This window comes from Bradyrhizobium sp. KBS0727 (assembly GCF_005937885.2).
Taxonomy (GTDB): Bacteria; Pseudomonadota; Alphaproteobacteria; order Rhizobiales; family Xanthobacteraceae; genus Bradyrhizobium.
In genome coordinates, this window is record NZ_CP042176.1 from 269,190 (window position 1) to 285,322 (window position 16,133).

Sequence of the window (16,133 nt, forward strand, 5' to 3'; positions counted from 1 at the left end):
CCTCACACCTCCAGCGTCACCGTGACCGGCACGTGGTCGGATGGCCGTTCCCAGCCGCGCGCGTCGCGGGTGATGCGGAAATCGCTGATGCCGTCCTTGAGCGCGCGCGAGACCCAGATGTGGTCGAGCCTTCGGCCGCGGTCGCCCACGGTCCAGTCGGCGGCGCGGTAGCTCCACCACGTATAGACCTTTTCCGACATCGGAATGCGCTCGCGCGCGACGTCGAACCATTCGCCGTGGGTCTGCGCCGCCAGCAGTTTCTCGGTTTCGATCGGCGTATGCGACACGATCTTCAGGAGCTGCTTGTGCGACCACACGTCGTTCTCGTGCGGCGCCACGTTGAGATCGCCGACCAGGATGTGCCGGTCGTCGCCGCGCGGATGCAGCGGCTCGCAGGCTTTCATCTCGTCGAGGAATTTCAGCTTGTGATCGAACTTCGGATTGAGCACGGGATCGGGAATGTCGCCGCCGGCCGGAACGTAGAAATTATGCAGCACCAGCGGCTTCGTCAGTTGCGCCTTCTCGCCGAACGCCACTGAGATATGACGTGAATCGAGCTTGTCGCAGAAGGTGCGGATATCCTGGGTGTCGAACGGCAGCTTCGAGACGATGGCGACGCCGTGATAGCCCTTCTGCCCGTTCAGCGCGACGTGCTCATAGCCGAGACGCTTGAAGCGTTTCAGCGGGAATGCATCGTCGATGCATTTGGTTTCCTGCAGGCACAGCACGTCCGGCCGCACCGATTTGAGGAATTTGGCGACGATGTCGATGCGCAGGCGCACCGAGTTGATATTCCAGGTTGTCAGGGAGAAACGCATGAAGGTGATGTAGCAGCTTTTTGCCGCTGTCATGGCCGGACTTGTCGCGGCCATCCACGTCTTTCTGCCGCGGCGATGTCAGCCCGGCGGGGTCGAATAATTGGTGAAATCGATCTTGAACAAGCCGGGATCGACCTTCTTGGAACTATCCAGATTGTAGACCGCAACCGTGGTGTCGTAGCCCTGCGGGTCGGTCACCGTCCATTGCTTGAGCTGGCCGTCCTTGGCGCCGACCATCAGCATCAGGCGACTGGTGCCGATCAGCGCCTGCTTCTCCTCGATCGTGACGCTGATGAAGACGTCGTCGGCGGTAACGCTGACGACATTGGTGTCTTTCAGCAGATCGATCCGGTCCGACAGCAGGAAGCGCAGCGGCGTTTGCGACAGCGGATAGATGTCCTGGGTCGCGAGCTTCTTGTCGCGTACCGCCAGCGACGATCCGTCGGCGATGATGGCGATCGGGCTCGAGTCATATTCGAAGCGCACCTTGCCCGGCTTCTGGATGTAGAAGTCGCCCTTGGTCTTGCTGCCGTCGGGTCCGACCTGGACGAAATTCCCGACCAGCGTCTGCAGCGACGACAGATAGGTGCTGACTTTGGCGGCTTGTGCCTTCTGGTTGGCATCGAAGCTCGCGAAAATATTGGCAGGCACATTGCGGTGCGGATCTGGGATCACCGGATTGGGCGGCGCCTGAGTGGTCCCGGTCGTGATCGCAGCCTTGTCCTGCGCGCTCATCTGCACGCCGCCGTCGCGCGCCTTGGGCGCGGGTTTCGGCACTGGAACGGTCTGCGCGAACACGGGTGCTGCTGCGCCCGCGATGGACGTCGCGATCAGCAGCGCGAGTCCGCAACGGAAGCCGCGATAGGTGGATAGTTGTGTCATCAGATATTTCGGATCTCTATGCGACGCGGCCCGGTCTGACGAGTCTTGATCTCACCAGTCTTGATCTTACCAGTTTCGCCGCTTCCGGTCATTTTATCGCGCTTTCGACCAAAGGAGGTATCGTTTTTCCGTGAAAATCGTTTCACTTGACCTGGTTTGCCGCATCTAGAAGCGGCCTCCTAGAACCGGCCCTGGCCCTCTTCTTCCTCGACCAGAATTTCACGCTTGCCGGCGTGATTCGCCTGCCCGACGATGCCTTCGAGTTCCATCCGCTCCATCAGTGAGGCGGCGCGGTTGTAGCCGATTTGCAGCCGGCGCTGAATGTAGGAGGTCGAGGCCTTGCGGTCGCGTTTGACGATCGCAACGGCCTGCGAGAACAGGTCGCCGCCGCCATCGCCGCCCATGCCGGTGGCGTCGAATACCGCGCCGTCCTCGTCGGTCGGCTCTTCCGCCGTAACCGCCTCGAGATATTCCGGCTGTCCCTGCGTCTTGAGATGGCGCACAACTTTCTCGACTTCCTCGTCCGACACGAAGGGTCCGTGCACGCGGCTGATGCGTCCGCCGCCCGCCATATAGAGCATGTCGCCCTGTCCGAGCAGTTGTTCGGCGCCCATCTCGCCCAGGATGGTGCGGCTGTCGATTTTCGAAGTGACCTGAAATGAGATGCGGGTCGGGAAGTTCGCCTTGATCGTGCCGGTGATGACGTCGACCGACGGACGCTGGGTCGCGAGAATGACGTGCAGGCCGGCGGCGCGCGCCATCTGCGCCAGACGCTGCACCGCGCCTTCGATGTCCTTGCCGGCAACCATCATCAGGTCGGCCATTTCGTCGACGATGATGACGATGTAGGGCAGCGGCTCGAGGTCGAGCTTTTCTTCCTCGTAGATCGCCTTGCCGGTCTCCTTGTCGAAGCCGGTATGCACCGTGCGCGTCAGCTCCTCGCCCTTGCCCTTGGCCTCGACCAGCCGCTGATTGTAGCCGTCGATGTTGCGCACACCGAGCTTGGACATTTTCTTGTAGCGCTCTTCCATCTCGCGCACGGCCCATTTCAACGCGACCACCGCCTTCTTCGGATCGGTCACGACCGGCGTCAGCAGGTGCGGGATGCCGTCATAGACGGAGAGTTCGAGCATCTTGGGATCGACCATGATCAGGCGGCACTGGTCCGGCCGCAGCCGGTAGACCAGGCTGAGGATCATGGTGTTGATGGCGACCGACTTGCCGGAGCCGGTGGTGCCGGCGATCAGCATGTGCGGCGTACGCGCGAGATCGATGATGATGGATTCGCCGCCGATGTTCTTGCCGAGGCAGAGCGGCAGCTTCGCAGACGACTCGTCCTTCGCGGTCAGCAATTCGCGCAAGTAAACCTTTTCGCGGTGGGCGTTCGGCAATTCGATGCCGATGGCGTTGCGGCCGGCGACCACGGCGACGCGCGCCGAAAGCGCGCTCATCGAGCGGGCAATATCGTCGGCAAGACCGATCACGCGCGATGACTTGATGCCGGGCGCGGGCTCGAGTTCGTACAGCGTCACCACAGGTCCGGGGTTGGCCTTGACGATCTCGCCGCGAACGCCGAAATCCCCGAGCACGCCTTCCAGCGCGCGCGAATTGGCTTCCAGTTCAGCCTTGCTGAGCGGCTGGCGATCCGATGCCTTGGGCGCGGTCAGGACCGAGACCGAGGGCAGCTCGAACTTGTCGGAGGATTTACGCGCGGCGGCACGCGGGGCGGCCTTCTTGCGCGGGGCGCGGGCGACCGGGGCTTCCTCTTCCTCGTCGTCCTCGTCCTCTTCTTCCTCGCCCTCGAAGCCTTCCTCCTGCGGGGCCAGGGACGGCGCGGCGCGGCCGCTCAGGCTTGGTTCCTGGCGCTCAAACGACGACGTGCGGGGCTGCGGCGCGCTGGCGACCAGCGATCGATAGGCGGCGCCCAACAGCCAGGCCAGCCGGGCCTTTGCGCTCATCAGCGCATGAAACACCCATCCGAGCGAAACCGAGCTGCGATCGTCCTCTTCCACGAACGGCGTGTCGTCGTCCTCGATCGGCGTCAGCTCCTCGTCGCGCGGGCGCGAACCCCAGCCGCTCGCGAACAGAAACGTCGCGCACATCGCCGCGAACAGAATGATTCCGAGCACCAGCCGATAGGTGAAACCGGCGGGGCCGAATACCACGGCCGGCGCGCGCACCAGCGCATCGCCGACGACGCCGCCAAGTCCGGTCGGCAACGGCCATGCACCGCCATGCGGCCAGCAACTGGCAAAGCCCGCCGCGATCACGGTGCAGAGAATCCAGCATCCCAGCCGCAGCGCCTCGCGGTCGAAGGTGCGATGGGTCAGCATGCGCCAGCCCCACACCGCGACCGGCAGGATCAACATGATCGCGCCGAGACCGAGAATCTGCATCAGGAGGTCGGCGCCGATCGCGCCGGGATAGCCGACGAGGTTGCGGATGGCGCGCGAGGTCGCGTGGCTCAGGCTCGGGTCCTGCACCGACCAGGTCATCAGTGCCGCCGCCGCCACGCCGGACAATGCGATCAGGCTGAGACCTGCGACTTCGCGCAGGCGCCGCGCCAAAGCGTCGCGGATCGAGGCCGGCAGGTGGCCGACCAGGGGAATGACACGTTCGATCGCTGGCATGCTCATGGGGCCCTGCGATTAATCCAGAATTTCGACCAGCCGGTGCAATGCCTCGGCCGTTGATTCACTATCGGAGACCAGCGCGAGCCGGATGTAACCCGCGCCGGGATTGAAGCCGTCGTCCTGCGGGCGCGACAGATAGCTGCCGGGGATCACGCGCACGCCGGCATCGCGGTAAAGCCTCACGGCCGCGGCTTCGTCGCCACCACGCTCGGAGACATCGAGCCAGACGCAGAAGCCGCCGGCCGGCCTGACATATCCGTAGCGATTGCCGAGGATCTGGTCGGCGAGGTCGAACTTGATGCGGTAGAGCCGGCGATTTTCCTCGACATGGGCTTCGTCGCTATAGGCCGCGACCGCGACATGCTGCAGCGGTACCGGCACCTGCGGTGCGGCGACGTTGCGCAGCTCGTGGAAGGCGCTCAGAAACCTCTTGTCGCCGGCGGCGAAGCCGACGCGCATGCCAGGCAGGTTCGATCGCTTCGACAGCGACTGGAACGCGACCACATTGGCAAAATCGGGCCCGGCACATTCCAGCGCGCTGCCCGGCGCCTGCCTGGTGTAGATTTCCGAATAGCACTCGTCGCTCAGGATCATGAAGCCGTAGCGGTCCGCGAGTTTTTTCAGCTTCGCGAAATAGTCTGATGAGGCGACCGAGCCCTGCGGATTCGCGGGCGACGCAATGAAGATCGCAACGGTGCGCGCCAGCGTCGCATCATCGAGCGTATCGAGATCCGGCAGGAATCCGTTGGCCAGCGTGGTCGGCAGATAGATGGTCTCGCATCCGGCGGCACGGGCGCCGGCGCCATAGGCCGGATAGAATGGATTGGGCACCAGGATCGCGGGCTTGCCCCGGCGCGCGCCGACATAGCGGGCCGCGGTGATGGCCGCGAAAAACAGCCCTTCGCGGCTGCCGTTCAGGACCAGGATTTCGCTCTCGGGATCGACCGGCCGCGGCAAATGAAAGCGGGTCGAAAGCCAGTTGGCGGCGGCGTGCCGGAACGGCTCGATTCCCTTGGCGATCGGATAGCGGCCGAAATCGGCGGTATGCTTTGACAGCACCGGGCCGACGAAGTCTGGCACCGGATGCTGCGGCTCACCTAAGGACAGCGTAATCAATGGCTTAGCGGGCTGATATGGGGCCAGCAGCTCGGCTGTCCGCGCAAATGGCGAACGCTCGGCCTGACCGGCAGGAGAGACGCTGCCGGCGCCCTGCGCCACGCCGGAAGAGGCGGTCATTGCCATGTCTGATACGCCAGCACTTTCAAAGGCGGTCGAAGGATCTGCGTGACCACCGGAAACCGATCAAACCACCATAGATACGGCGAGGTTAAGACGCGATTAACCATCGGCCAAGCTGGACAATTTGAGCGGTAATACCATATTTTGAACAGGTAATACTTCGAGGGATTCGCCATGGCGACAAAGGTCACGAGCAAGGGTCAGGTCACCATTCCAAAGCCGGTCCGCGACCATTTGGGAATCGTGCCCGGCAGCGAGGTGGAATTCCGGCGCGCCGCGGACGGCAGCATCGTGATCGAAAAAGCCGACGGTACACAGCGGCCGAGCCGATTTGCCAAGCTGGTGGGTATTGCAGGGCCCGGTCTTTCCACGGACGAGATCATGGCCATCACCCGCGGGGACTAGTTCCGTGACCCTGGTGGACTCGAATGTCCTGCTCGATATCTTCGGCAAGACTCCTGCCTGGTGGGAATGGTCGCTGATGCAGCTTGAGGACGCCGCTCTGCATGGTCCGTTGCTGATCAACGACGTCATCTTTGCCGAAACGTCGATCCGCTTTCCGAGCATCGACACGTTCGAAGCGGCTTTGACGGATGCCGGGATCACCGTTGCACCGATTCCCCGGACCGCGCTGTTCCTGGCAGGCAAGGCTTCCGTCAAATACAGAGCCTCAGGCGGTATGCGGAGCGGAGTGTTGCCGGACTTTTTCATTGGCGCCCATGCTGAGATCGAAAACCTGCCCCTGCTCACACGCGATGTCAGGCGTTACCGAAGTTACTTTCCGAAGGTGATGTTGATTGCTCCGGAAAGCGACGGATAGTTGTTGCTGCGCCATATCCACGTCATTGCGAGCGAAGCGAAGCAATCCATTTCGCGGAATAACGGATGGATGGATTGCTTCGTCGCTTCCGCTCCTCGCAATGACGCCTAGATACGACTTCGCATTCTCGCGGCATGATCTGCCCGAAGTTTTTCATTTCGTTTGCCCTCGGAATACAGAGGGCGCGGGGAAGACCGGGTGCGCGCTGCACCCGCGGTCTCGCGAGCATGATGCACAGAAAAGTGCGCTCACGAGCATACAGGTTCAGCGGTGAACACACCGGCCTCCCCCACGCAACGGCTTTACGGCTTACTTCGTGCTCACCCCGGTGAACGGGCTTTATTGTCACCGTCATTACGCGGATTGCTCCGCGCAACTTGACGCCAGCGTCGCGGCATCAGGTCCACACGACTTCACCGTACGCTCATGCCGCGCTCGTCAGTCGCAGCCTTTGCGTCCATCGCATCCCACCGCACGGTCGTGACGATCGCGATCGCCCCTCTTGTCGCGGTAGACGGGCGAAGTTGAACTCCTGATTTGCCCGACGGGGCAACGGAAATATTTTTGCACGAAGGTCTGGACAGACTTTGGTGATTTGCCCGTCGGGTTGACTTGTAGCAGAACGGCGGAAGAATTCGCTGTTGCTAGCGCAGGCGACTCACGCCATCCGCACGCTGCCCTCCATCATGCCCGGGCTTGTCCCGGGCATCCACGTCTTAGTAGTCTCGCAGCCAGTGAAGACGTGGATGGCCGGGCATAGGCGAGCGGAAGCGACGCCGTCCTTCGGCCGGCTATGCCCGGCCATGACAGCAACGGTTTCGCGGAGGCGCTCAATCCATCCTACGGCGGCTCGTTTTGGCGCTACCGCTGCGGCAGCCGTTCGAAACTCGGCATGCCCTCGGGAATATGGTGGAAGGGCTGCTTGTCGACCGTGTAGATCGCGATCTGCGGCGTGATCTGGGCGGGGTTATCGAGCGTTCCGACCTTCACGACCACGATCGGCCGCTGTGGCCGCGTCACCACATGCGTGCCGCATTCGGCGCAGAATTCGCGTGTCACCGGCTTCTCCAGGTCCTTGCGCGAAAACTGCTTCGGCGCACCCTTGGTGTATTTGAAGCCGTCGATCGGCATCGCCACGAACATGTTGGGCGAGCCGCCCGTGATGTACTGGCATTCGCGGCAATGACATTGCGCCTGCAACATCGGCTCGCCTTCGGCGACATAGCGCACCGCGCCGCAATAACATCCGCCTTCGAGTTTCATGACGTCCTCCCGATTTTATCGTTGCTTCAGGATAGTGGCTTTCCGGAAAGTCTCACCTTGCCGTTACGCAATTCGCCGCCGGGCTCGCCTTGAAAGTCGAGATGACCACTTTTAACCAATGCCATCAATCGTCCCATGACGAACGTATCGCCAAACTCGATGATCCACTCGTTTGGCCCGCCAACCAAAGCCTTCCCTACGACTCTCATGGCGTTCTACCATTTGTCGTTCACCTGGGATATCACTCGGAAATCAAAGAAGGAAATCGGAGCTGAAACAAGCGTTTCGCTGTCGATGACCCGCAATGGCGCATTCTCCACGAGGAGTTTTTGCCAAAGGTCTTGATAACGCTTTCGAGCTGGTTCCTGCAGCGGCTCTGCTAAATCCCAGAGCCGTTCACGGCAAATGATGTCGGGGTGAAGCATGCCAAGGCTCATTGCCAAGTATGGCGGTCGAGGAGGTTCCTGCTCTGACGGGCTGGATACCATGACCTCGCTCAGGTCGACCACCTCACATGGCGCATCGCCGAGGCGCGATAGCCAATCGAGGAAACCCGCGTACTCCATCGCGGATCGTCGCGTCAGCCAGACGTTCTTGCGTTTGTTGGGTGCGCGAGCGTCATCCGATACTCGCTCGGAGTCGGTGCAGATCTCGATCCAGTCGGGGGCGCCCAATTCATCCGCAACCCACTTCGAGCGCACGTGCGGGTCAGACGAATTGATGGGTCCGAAGCTGAGGTCGTCGTAGATCGTGATCACCGGGTCGGACCGCCCGGCCTTTCGCAGAGCCTGAAGCAGGCATCCCGCGCCCGACGGCGTAAAAACGAAATGAAGATCGGTCTTCATCACGGAGCCTCGATGAAAGTGCCTAGATGGCACTTCCGGAAGTCCGCGTCCACTTCAACGTATGCTTGGCATTGGTGACAAAAAGAAAAAGAAAGGGGCTCCAACTTGCGCTGGAGCCCCTCAACGGTCGGGGCATTGCCGGGTATGTGCCCAAACCGGAGTTGTGGGTGCGAACCTTGGGGGATCGCACCCCGGGAGAACTTACATGTTGTAAGCGCGCTCCGTGTGCTCGGTGACATCGAGGCCTTCACGTTCGGTCTCGACGTTGACGCGCAGGCCGACGATGACGTCGACTACCTTGTAGAGGATCGCCGAACCGATGCCCGACCACACCAGCGTGGTGCAGACGCCCCAGCTCTGCGAGGTCATCTGGGCAACGAAGTCGTAGTCTGCGATCTTGCCGGTGGTGTAGTCCATGATGCCCGTACCGCCGAGGGCCGGATTCACCAGGATGCCGGTGCCGAGCGCGCCGACGATGCCGCCGATGCAGTGGACACCGAACACGTCGAGCGAGTCGTCATAGCCCAGCGCATTCTTCACCACGGTGCAGAAGAACAGGCAGACGACGCCAACCACGAGACCGAGCACGATCGCGCCCATCGGACCGGAATAACCGGCCGCCGGCGTAACCGCGACGAGGCCCGCCACCGCACCCGACAACGCGCCGAGCACCGAGGGATGACCCTTGACGATCCATTCCGCGAACATCCAGGCCATCGCCGCCGCTGCCGTTGCAACGAAGGAGTTGGTCATGGCGAGCGCGGCGCCGCCGTTGGCTTCGAGGTTCGATCCGGCGTTGAAGCCGAACCAGCCGACCCAGAGCAGCGAAGCACCGATCATGGTCATGGTCAGCGAGTGCGGAGCCATCAGCTCCTTGCCGTAGCCGACCCGCTTGCCGATCAAGAGCGCACCGACGAGACCGGCGATACCGGCGTTGATGTGCACCACGGTGCCGCCGGCGAAGTCGATCGCGCCCTTCTTGAAGATCCAGCCGGCGTCGGCGTTCACTTCGTCGAGCTTGGCCTGCGCCGCGGTCTTCGCCGCACCGTCAGCCGCCGCGGCAAGCGCCTTCGCCGCATCCGAGATCGCGTCCGGTCCGGCCCAGTACCAAACCATGTGTGCGATCGGGAAGTAGATCAGCGTCACCCAGAGCGGGATGAACAATGCGATCGCCGCGAACTTCATGCGTTCGGCGAAGGCGCCGACGATGAGGGCGGGGGTGATCGCCGCGAAGGTCATCTGGAAGCAGACATAGACCAGCTCCGAGATGTTGGCGTCGACGCTGAAGGTCGCCGCTTTCGAATCCGTCGTCACGCCCATCAGGAAGGCCTTGGAGAAGCCGCCGATGAAGTCGGAACCGCCGGTGAAGGCAAGGCTGTAGCCGTAGAGAGCCCAGATCAGCGTAACGATACAGACGCAGTAGAACACCTGCATCAGCACCGAGAGCATGTTCTTGGAGCGGACCAGGCCGCCATAGAACAGCGCAAGGCCCGGGATCGTCATCAACAGCACCAGCACCGTCGATGTCAGCATCCAGGCGTTGTCGCCTTTGTTGATAGTTGGTTCGGCGTAGGCAGCGGTCGCCGCGAACAGGCCGACTGCGAGGGCCGCCAATCCCGCGCTATAGGGACGCTTGAACGTCATTTGTGTACTCCTGAGTGGTAAGGTTGAGCGCGAAATCAGAGTGCCGCGGCATCCGCCTCACCCGTGCGGATGCGAACCGCATGGTCGAGGTTGATGACGAAGATCTTGCCGTCGCCGATTTGTCCGGTTTTTGCAGCCGAGGTGATGGCGTCGATGGTCTTGTCGACCTGATCCGAGGCGACAGCGACCTCGATCTTGATCTTGGGAAGGAAGCTCACGGCGTATTCGGCGCCGCGATAGATTTCGGTATGACCCTTCTGTCGGCCATATCCTTTGACTTCCGTCACCGTGAGACCATGAACGCCAATGGCGGTCAGGGCGTCACGGACTTCTTCGAGCTTGAATGGCTTGATGATCGCCATAACAATTTTCATGGGTCCTATCCCCGCTTGGGCCCGGTGCAGACAGACACCGGGCGTTCTCGACTGAGGTTCACCACGCGGAGAAGTTCACTACGCGGGCACAGCCAGGACCCTTAGAGTCAAATACCGTGCCAGATCGGCGGAATTCTCTAACGGTTTATGAATCCGGACCTTTTCGCCCTTGGCGGGAAAAGGCGTGCACTGCGATATTCGGTCGCGCCCAAAGCATAGCCAGGCATGCTCAAAACATGAGCACGTCAGACTACGAACATAATCCTGCCCAGCGGGAGGGCAGTTGAACGGTATTTGGATGGGGGGTTTATTGCAGCGCTTCGCCGTGCTGCGAAATATCCAGGCCTTCGAGCTCCTGCTGCAGCGACACCCGGAGCGGTACGAACACGCTCACCAGCTTGAGCAGCACAAAGGTCACGCCCCCGGACCAGACCAAGGTGACCGCGATCCCGTAGAGCTGAATCAGCACCTGCTGTGGATGGCCTTCGATCAGCCCGGCGGTGCCGCCGATGGCGCTGACCGCAAAGACGCCGGCGAGCAGGGTGCCGGTCAGCCCGCCGACGCCGTGGACGCCGAACACGTCGAGCGAGTCGTCGTAGTTGAAACGGTGCTTGAGCCAGGTGCAGGCCCAGTAACACACGATCCCCGCGACGACACCGATGATGACGCCATGCCACGGTGCTACGAAGCCGGATGCCGGCGTGATCGTTCCGAGACCGGCGACCGCGCCGGAGATCATGCCGAGCACCGAGGGCTTGCGCCGCGTCACCCATTCGATCGCACCCCAGGTCAGCGCGCCGGCGCAGGCCGCCAGATGCGTCGCAATGATCGCCATCACCGCGCGCGAATTGGCGGCCAGCGCCGATCCGCCATTGAAGCCGAACCAGCCGACCCACAGCAGACCGGTGCCCATCACCGCGAGCGACAGGTCGAACGGCGACAGGTTCTCGCTGCCATAGCCGTGGCGCCGGCCCATCACTTTCGCCGCGACCAGTCCGCCGATGCCGGCGGAAAGATGCACGACCAGCCCGCCGGCGAAATCCAGCACGCCCATGGTGGCGAGGAAGCCGCCGCCCCATACCCAATGCGCCAGCGGCACATAGACGAACATGAACCAGCCGATCGAGAACAGAAGGTAAGCCGAAAACCGCATCCGGTCGGCCACCGAACCCGCCACCAGCGCTACCGTGATGATCGCAAACGTCATCTGGTAGAGCATGAAAAGCGCTTCAGGAATGGTCTTTGCCGCCGGGTTGACGCCGTCCATCGTCATCCCGATCAGCAGCCAGCGGTCGAGCGTGCCGAGCCAGGGCCCGTCGCCGACGAAGGCCAGCGAATAGCCGAACGTCACCCACAGGATCGAGATGATCGCGACCGCCGCGAGACTCTGCGCCATGGTCGCGAGGACGTTCTTCTTGCGCACCATGCCGGAATAGAACAGCGCGAGACCCGGGATCGTCATCATCAGCACCAGCGCGGTGGCGACGATCATCCATGCGGTGTCGGCGGGGCTGATGGTCGACGTCTCAGCGAAGGCCGGCGTTGCCAGCGGGCAGCCCGCCGCAAGCGTGATGAGCGCAGCCAGCTTCGCTGCACGAACCGATAGTGCCCCCATGGAAATTCCCCGGCGTGTTGTGGTGTCTTTTCTCGCGCGTCCGGCGTCGTTGCCGGCGCGCCTCGAATTGGATGCGTGTCAGAGCGCGTCGCTGTCGGTCTCGCCGGTGCGAATGCGCAGCGCGTGATCGATCGGCGTCACGAAGATCTTGCCGTCGCCAATCTGTCCGGTGCGTGCGTTCGAGGTGATGACGGCGACCGCCTTGTCGGCGATGTCGGAAGCAACCGCGATTTCGATTCGGAGCTTGGGCAGGAAGTTCACGACATATTCGGCGCCGCGATAGATTTCGGTATGGCCCTTCTGGCGGCCGTAACCCTTGACCTCGGTCACGGTCATGCCGTGGACCCCGATGGCCGTCAGCGCCTGGCGCACCTCGTCGAGTTTGAAAGGTTTGATGATCGCGACGACGAGTTTCATGGTCAGGCCTTCATTTTCCTTGGCTGTTCGCTGTTGGCGGGCCGACCATCCGGTGGTTCGGCTGCCCGTTCAAATCTGGCATTTTTCTGGGCAAATGGCACAAAAAACTTGCAGGTTTAAGGGGAAAACATTTGGAGCGGGTGATCTCGGTCACTGTACAGGGGTTGGGATCACCAGACAGAATGTGGTTCCGTCACCGGCCGCTCGCCGGCCAGCCCTTAATCCACGGCTCAAGGAAATAAAATGTCGGACCGATCGTGGTTTTATGCATCCAACGGCCAGCAACAGGGCCCTTACCCCGAAGCCCAGCTGCGTGACCTCATTGCTCGCGGAACGGTCAGGGCGGATACCCTGGTCTGGTCCGAAGGGATGGCGGGCTGGCAGAAGGCGGGCGAGATTCCGGGCCTGATGTCCGATGGCGGATCGGCGGCTCCCCCCATTCCACGTCCTGGTGGCCCGCCGATGAGCGTCGGTGGCCATGATGACGGTCCGTTGTCGATCGACCTGCCGCTGTTGCCTCTCCTCGGGCGTTTCCTGCTGCTGATCATCGGATATTTGTTGGTGATCCCGGCGCCCTGGACCGCAACCGCCTTCTATCGCTGGATGGCCTCCCGCGTGACGGCGCCGGCCCGGCCAAATTTCGGCTTCGCGGGACAGCCCCTCGATATCTGGTACGTCTTCGTCGCGACAGGCCTGATGTATTACGTTGGCGCCTACGACAACACCCTGCAGCTCATCACCATTCCGGTCTCGGCGTTTCTGAGCTGGATCATGCTGCGATGGATCGTCGGCAATCTCAGCTCGAACGGCCAGCGGCTTCCGATCGCCTTCACCGGCAGTGTCTGGACCTTTCTGGGTTGGCAATTGTTCATGTACGCCTCGTTCATCACCATCATCGGCTGGGCCTGGGTCGTCGCGGCCATGATGCGTTGGATATGCCGCAACGTCAGCGGGACACGGCGCGAACTGGTGTTCAACGGCAGCGGGCTGGAAATTCTGTGGCGGACGTTCGTGTTCTCAATCGCCTGCATCTTCATCATCCCGATTCCGTGGATGCTGCGCTGGCTTAACCGCTGGTACGTCGCGCAATTCGCGCTGGTCGAACGCGCCTGATCAGCAGAGTTCGATGACGTCGGCGCCTACCTGCGCTGGCGCACCGAGCCTTCCTGAACCACCGACGCCACCAGCGTGCCGTCGGGCTTGAAGATCGAGCCGCGGGTCAACCCGCGGCCACCCTGGGCGCTCGGCGAATCCTGCGCGTAAAGCAGCCATTCGTCGGCGCGGAACGGGCGATGAAACCACATCGCGTGGTCGAGGCTGGCCGGCATCATGCGCTTGTCGAACAGGGTGCGGCCGTAGCGCGCCATGATTGCATCGAGCAGCGAAAAGTCCGACGCATAGGCGAGCGCGCACATATGCAGCGCCGGATCGTCAGGCAGTTTGGCCGCGGTGCGAATCCAGACGTGGATACGTCCGTCGTCAATCTTCTGGCCGAAATAGCGGCCGAGTTCGACCGGACGCAACTCGATCGGGCGGTCCGATTCATAATAGCGGCGGATGAATTCCGGCATCTCCTTGAACATCGGTTGCTTGGAGACTTCCTCGGCGGTGAGCTTTTCCGGCGGCGGCACATCCGGCATCTTGTCCTGATGATCGAATGCGGTTTCTTCCTCGACATGAAACGACACGATCATCGAGAAGATCGCGTTGCCGTGCTGGATCGCGGTGACCCGGCGGGTCGAATAGCTCTTGCCGTCGCGCAACCGCTCCACCTCGTAGATGATCGGAATCTGCGTATCGCCGGGCAGGATGAAGTAGCAGTGCAGCGAATGCGGCAGCCGCCCTTCGACGGTGCGGCATGCCGCCACCATCGCCTGTCCGATCACCTGTCCGCCGAATACCCGCTGCCAGCTCGTCTTCGGGCTGTTGCCGCGGAACAGGTTCACCTCGATCGGTTCGAGATCGAGAATGGAGATCAGGTCAATCACGCCTTTGGACATCGCAATGCTTTCGAAGTTGCGGTAGGAGCGCCGGTAACAACTGCCGTCATTCCGGGGCGACACGAAGTGTCGAACCTCAGGGGTGCAATTGCACCCCCGGGGAATCTCGAGATTCCGGGTCTGGTCCTTCGGACCATCCCGGAATGACGATTGGAGAGTTAACGCCCCTTGTTTCAAAACCCTGTTTCGCCCAGCTAATATCAGGTAGCAAGTCCAGTCTGCTGAAGTAACCGGGTAAGGATTTCATGGCGGCACAGCGAAGCATTGTCATCTGCGGCGGCGCCTTTGCGGGGCTGGCGCTGGCGCTGGCGCTCCGTCAGGGCCTCGGGCCCGATATTCCGGTTGTCGTCGCCGATCCGGCGCTTGCCACGCGGCCGAGCCGCGATCCGCGCGCGACCGCGATCGTCGCCGCATGCCGGCGGCTGTTCGAGGTGCTCGGCGTCTGGGATCAGGTGTCGGCGGATTCGCAAGCGATCCTCGACATGGTGGTGACGGATTCGAAGCTGGAAGACGCCACCCGTCCGGTGTTCCTGACCTTTGCCGGCGACGTCGAGCCGGGCGAACCCTTTGCGCATATGGTCGAAAACCGCCGCCTGATCGATGCGCTGGTGGTGCGTGCCGAGGCCGAGGGGGTCGAGCTGCGCGCCACAGCGGTGTCGACCTATGATTCACGCGCCGATGGCATCGACGTGACGCTCGCCGATGGCAGCGTCATCGAGGCAAGCCTGCTGGTTGCCGCCGACGGCGCGCGCTCACGCCTGCGCGAACGCGCCGGGATCGCCACCCATGGCTGGGACTACAATCAATCCGGCATCGTCGTCACCGTCGGTCATGAGCGGGATCATCACGGCCGCGCCGAGGAGCATTTTCTCCCCGCAGGGCCGTTCGCGATTCTGCCTTTGACCGGAAAGCGCTCGTCGCTGGTCTGGACCGAGAACCGCACTGAAGCTGCGCGGATCACGGCACTCAACGAAGAAGAATTTCACGCCGAACTCGAAAAGCGCTTCGGGCTGCATCTCGGCGAGGTCAAGGCGCTGGACAAGCCGCGGGCGTTTCCGCTCGGCTATTTCGTCGCGCGGTCGTTCATCGCCGAGCGGCTGGCGCTTATCGGCGACGCCGCGCATGTCATCCATCCGATCGCAGGCCAGGGGCTCAACATGGGCCTGAAGGATGTCGCGGCGCTGGCCGAAGTGGTGGTCGATGCGGCGCGGCTCGGCATGGATCTCGGCCAGGCCGACGTGCTCGAGCGCTACCAGCGCTGGCGGCGTTTCGACACCATGGCGATGGGCGTTGCGACCAACTCGCTGAACTTCCTGTTCTCCAACGAATCGACCTTGCTGCGCACCGTGCGCGATATCGGTCTCGGCCTGGTCGATCGCGCGCCGCCGTTGAAGAGCCTGTTCATCCGCCAGGCCGCGGGGTTGTCAGGCGAAGTGCCGCGGCTGTTGAAGGGCGAGGCGCTGTAAGGGCGCAGCCTCTAAGGTCGTCATTGCGAGGAGCCAACGGGTCGCGCGAATGCGCGCCCGATGACAGGCTCCGCGACGAAGCTATCCATTCTGCCTTTACGCGGCGCGTATGGATTG

At 62.4% G+C, this 16,133-nt stretch carries 16 protein-coding genes; 4 read left to right on the forward strand and 12 right to left on the reverse strand.

Going from position 1 to position 16,133, the window contains the following annotated elements:
* Window positions 1–2 precede the first annotated feature (2 nt).
* The 4 genes from FFI89_RS01270 to FFI89_RS01285 all read right to left on the reverse strand — a co-directional run bounded on the left by FFI89_RS01270 (window position 3) and on the right by FFI89_RS01285 (window position 5,575).
* A complete protein-coding gene (locus FFI89_RS01270; protein WP_138835999.1) occupies window positions 3–818 on the reverse strand; it encodes an exodeoxyribonuclease III in 816 nt (271 codons plus the stop codon).
* Between the two features lie 78 nt (window positions 819–896).
* Complete coding sequence (locus FFI89_RS01275) at window positions 897–1,700, reverse strand: outer membrane lipoprotein carrier protein LolA (protein ID WP_138832172.1); 804 nt, start codon at window positions 1,698–1,700, stop codon at window positions 897–899.
* Between the two features lie 179 nt (window positions 1,701–1,879).
* Complete coding sequence (locus tag FFI89_RS01280) at window positions 1,880–4,336, reverse strand: DNA translocase FtsK (RefSeq protein ID WP_138832174.1); 2,457 nt, start codon at window positions 4,334–4,336, stop codon at window positions 1,880–1,882.
* A 12-nt stretch (window positions 4,337–4,348) separates the two neighbouring features.
* Entirely contained in the window at window positions 4,349–5,575 is a 1,227-nt protein-coding gene (locus tag FFI89_RS01285) for an aminotransferase class I/II-fold pyridoxal phosphate-dependent enzyme (protein ID WP_138832176.1), read from the reverse strand.
* Between the two features lie 171 nt (window positions 5,576–5,746).
* On the opposite strand from FFI89_RS01285, the gene FFI89_RS01290 reads away from it, so the two are divergent.
* A complete protein-coding gene (locus FFI89_RS01290; RefSeq protein ID WP_138832178.1) occupies window positions 5,747–5,977 on the forward strand; it encodes an AbrB/MazE/SpoVT family DNA-binding domain-containing protein in 231 nt (76 codons plus the stop codon).
* Between the two features lie 4 nt (window positions 5,978–5,981).
* Window positions 5,982–6,392 (forward strand): type II toxin-antitoxin system VapC family toxin, encoded by a 411-nt coding sequence (locus tag FFI89_RS01295; protein ID WP_138832180.1) that lies wholly within the window; start codon window positions 5,982–5,984, stop codon window positions 6,390–6,392.
* 861 nt (window positions 6,393–7,253) lie between these two features.
* On the opposite strand, the gene FFI89_RS01300 is transcribed toward FFI89_RS01295, so the two are convergent.
* From FFI89_RS01300 to FFI89_RS01330, 7 genes are all read right to left on the reverse strand, one after another.
* Window positions 7,254–7,655 (reverse strand): GFA family protein, encoded by a 402-nt coding sequence (locus tag FFI89_RS01300; RefSeq protein WP_138832181.1) that lies wholly within the window; start codon window positions 7,653–7,655, stop codon window positions 7,254–7,256.
* Between the two features lie 26 nt (window positions 7,656–7,681).
* Window positions 7,682–7,864, reverse strand: a complete 183-nt coding sequence (locus FFI89_RS01305) for a hypothetical protein (RefSeq protein ID WP_138832183.1) — start codon at window positions 7,862–7,864, stop codon at window positions 7,682–7,684.
* 6 nt (window positions 7,865–7,870) lie between these two features.
* Complete coding sequence (locus FFI89_RS01310) at window positions 7,871–8,500, reverse strand: DUF3658 domain-containing protein (RefSeq protein WP_138832185.1); 630 nt, start codon at window positions 8,498–8,500, stop codon at window positions 7,871–7,873.
* A 201-nt stretch (window positions 8,501–8,701) separates the two neighbouring features.
* The gene (locus FFI89_RS01315) at window positions 8,702–10,144 is read right to left on the reverse strand and encodes an ammonium transporter (RefSeq protein ID WP_138832187.1); all 1,443 of its coding nucleotides are present in this window, start codon (window positions 10,142–10,144) and stop codon (window positions 8,702–8,704) included.
* 35 nt (window positions 10,145–10,179) lie between these two features.
* On the reverse strand, window positions 10,180–10,518 hold the full coding sequence (locus FFI89_RS01320) for a P-II family nitrogen regulator (RefSeq protein WP_008142813.1): 339 nt from the start codon (window positions 10,516–10,518) through the stop codon (window positions 10,180–10,182).
* A gap of 307 nt (window positions 10,519–10,825) precedes the next feature.
* Window positions 10,826–12,133, reverse strand: a complete 1,308-nt coding sequence (locus tag FFI89_RS01325) for an ammonium transporter (RefSeq protein ID WP_138832189.1) — start codon at window positions 12,131–12,133, stop codon at window positions 10,826–10,828.
* Window positions 12,134–12,211: 78 nt separating this feature from the next.
* Window positions 12,212–12,550: a P-II family nitrogen regulator gene (locus FFI89_RS01330; RefSeq protein ID WP_027540360.1), complete on the reverse strand. Its 339-nt coding sequence runs from the start codon at window positions 12,548–12,550 to the stop codon at window positions 12,212–12,214.
* Between the two features lie 243 nt (window positions 12,551–12,793).
* Between FFI89_RS01330 and FFI89_RS01335 the strand changes: the two genes are divergently transcribed.
* Window positions 12,794–13,663, forward strand: a complete 870-nt coding sequence (locus tag FFI89_RS01335; protein ID WP_138832191.1) for a DUF4339 domain-containing protein — start codon at window positions 12,794–12,796, stop codon at window positions 13,661–13,663.
* A gap of 26 nt (window positions 13,664–13,689) precedes the next feature.
* On the opposite strand, the gene tesB is transcribed toward FFI89_RS01335, so the two are convergent.
* Window positions 13,690–14,550, reverse strand: a complete 861-nt coding sequence (tesB, locus tag FFI89_RS01340; RefSeq protein WP_138832193.1) for an acyl-CoA thioesterase II — start codon at window positions 14,548–14,550, stop codon at window positions 13,690–13,692.
* 245 nt (window positions 14,551–14,795) lie between these two features.
* On the opposite strand from tesB, the gene FFI89_RS01345 reads away from it, so the two are divergent.
* Window positions 14,796–16,016: a ubiquinone biosynthesis hydroxylase gene (locus tag FFI89_RS01345; RefSeq protein ID WP_138832195.1), complete on the forward strand. Its 1,221-nt coding sequence runs from the start codon at window positions 14,796–14,798 to the stop codon at window positions 16,014–16,016.
* Window positions 16,017–16,133: the final 117 nt, after the last annotated feature.

Coding starts and splice junctions, on each gene's coding strand:
- FFI89_RS01330 (WP_027540360.1), bottom strand. CDS start 12,550: ATGAAACTCGTCGTCGCGATCATCAAACCTTTCAAACTCGACGAGGTG.
- FFI89_RS01325 (WP_138832189.1), bottom strand. CDS start 12,133: ATGGGGGCACTATCGGTTCGTGCAGCGAAGCTGGCTGCGCTCATCACG.
- FFI89_RS01345 (WP_138832195.1), top strand. CDS start 14,796: ATGGCGGCACAGCGAAGCATTGTCATCTGCGGCGGCGCCTTTGCGGGG.
- FFI89_RS01320 (WP_008142813.1), bottom strand. CDS start 10,518: ATGAAAATTGTTATGGCGATCATCAAGCCATTCAAGCTCGAAGAAGTC.
- FFI89_RS01275 (WP_138832172.1), bottom strand. CDS start 1,700: ATGACACAACTATCCACCTATCGCGGCTTCCGTTGCGGACTCGCGCTG.
- FFI89_RS01270 (WP_138835999.1), bottom strand. CDS start 818: ATGCGTTTCTCCCTGACAACCTGGAATATCAACTCGGTGCGCCTGCGC.
- FFI89_RS01280 (WP_138832174.1), bottom strand. CDS start 4,336: ATGAGCATGCCAGCGATCGAACGTGTCATTCCCCTGGTCGGCCACCTG.
- FFI89_RS01290 (WP_138832178.1), top strand. CDS start 5,747: ATGGCGACAAAGGTCACGAGCAAGGGTCAGGTCACCATTCCAAAGCCG.
- FFI89_RS01315 (WP_138832187.1), bottom strand. CDS start 10,144: ATGACGTTCAAGCGTCCCTATAGCGCGGGATTGGCGGCCCTCGCAGTC.
- FFI89_RS01305 (WP_138832183.1), bottom strand. CDS start 7,864: ATGAGAGTCGTAGGGAAGGCTTTGGTTGGCGGGCCAAACGAGTGGATC.
- FFI89_RS01310 (WP_138832185.1), bottom strand. CDS start 8,500: ATGAAGACCGATCTTCATTTCGTTTTTACGCCGTCGGGCGCGGGATGC.
- FFI89_RS01300 (WP_138832181.1), bottom strand. CDS start 7,655: ATGAAACTCGAAGGCGGATGTTATTGCGGCGCGGTGCGCTATGTCGCC.
- FFI89_RS01335 (WP_138832191.1), top strand. CDS start 12,794: ATGTCGGACCGATCGTGGTTTTATGCATCCAACGGCCAGCAACAGGGC.
- tesB (WP_138832193.1), bottom strand. CDS start 14,550: ATGTCCAAAGGCGTGATTGACCTGATCTCCATTCTCGATCTCGAACCG.
- FFI89_RS01285 (WP_138832176.1), bottom strand. CDS start 5,575: ATGGCAATGACCGCCTCTTCCGGCGTGGCGCAGGGCGCCGGCAGCGTC.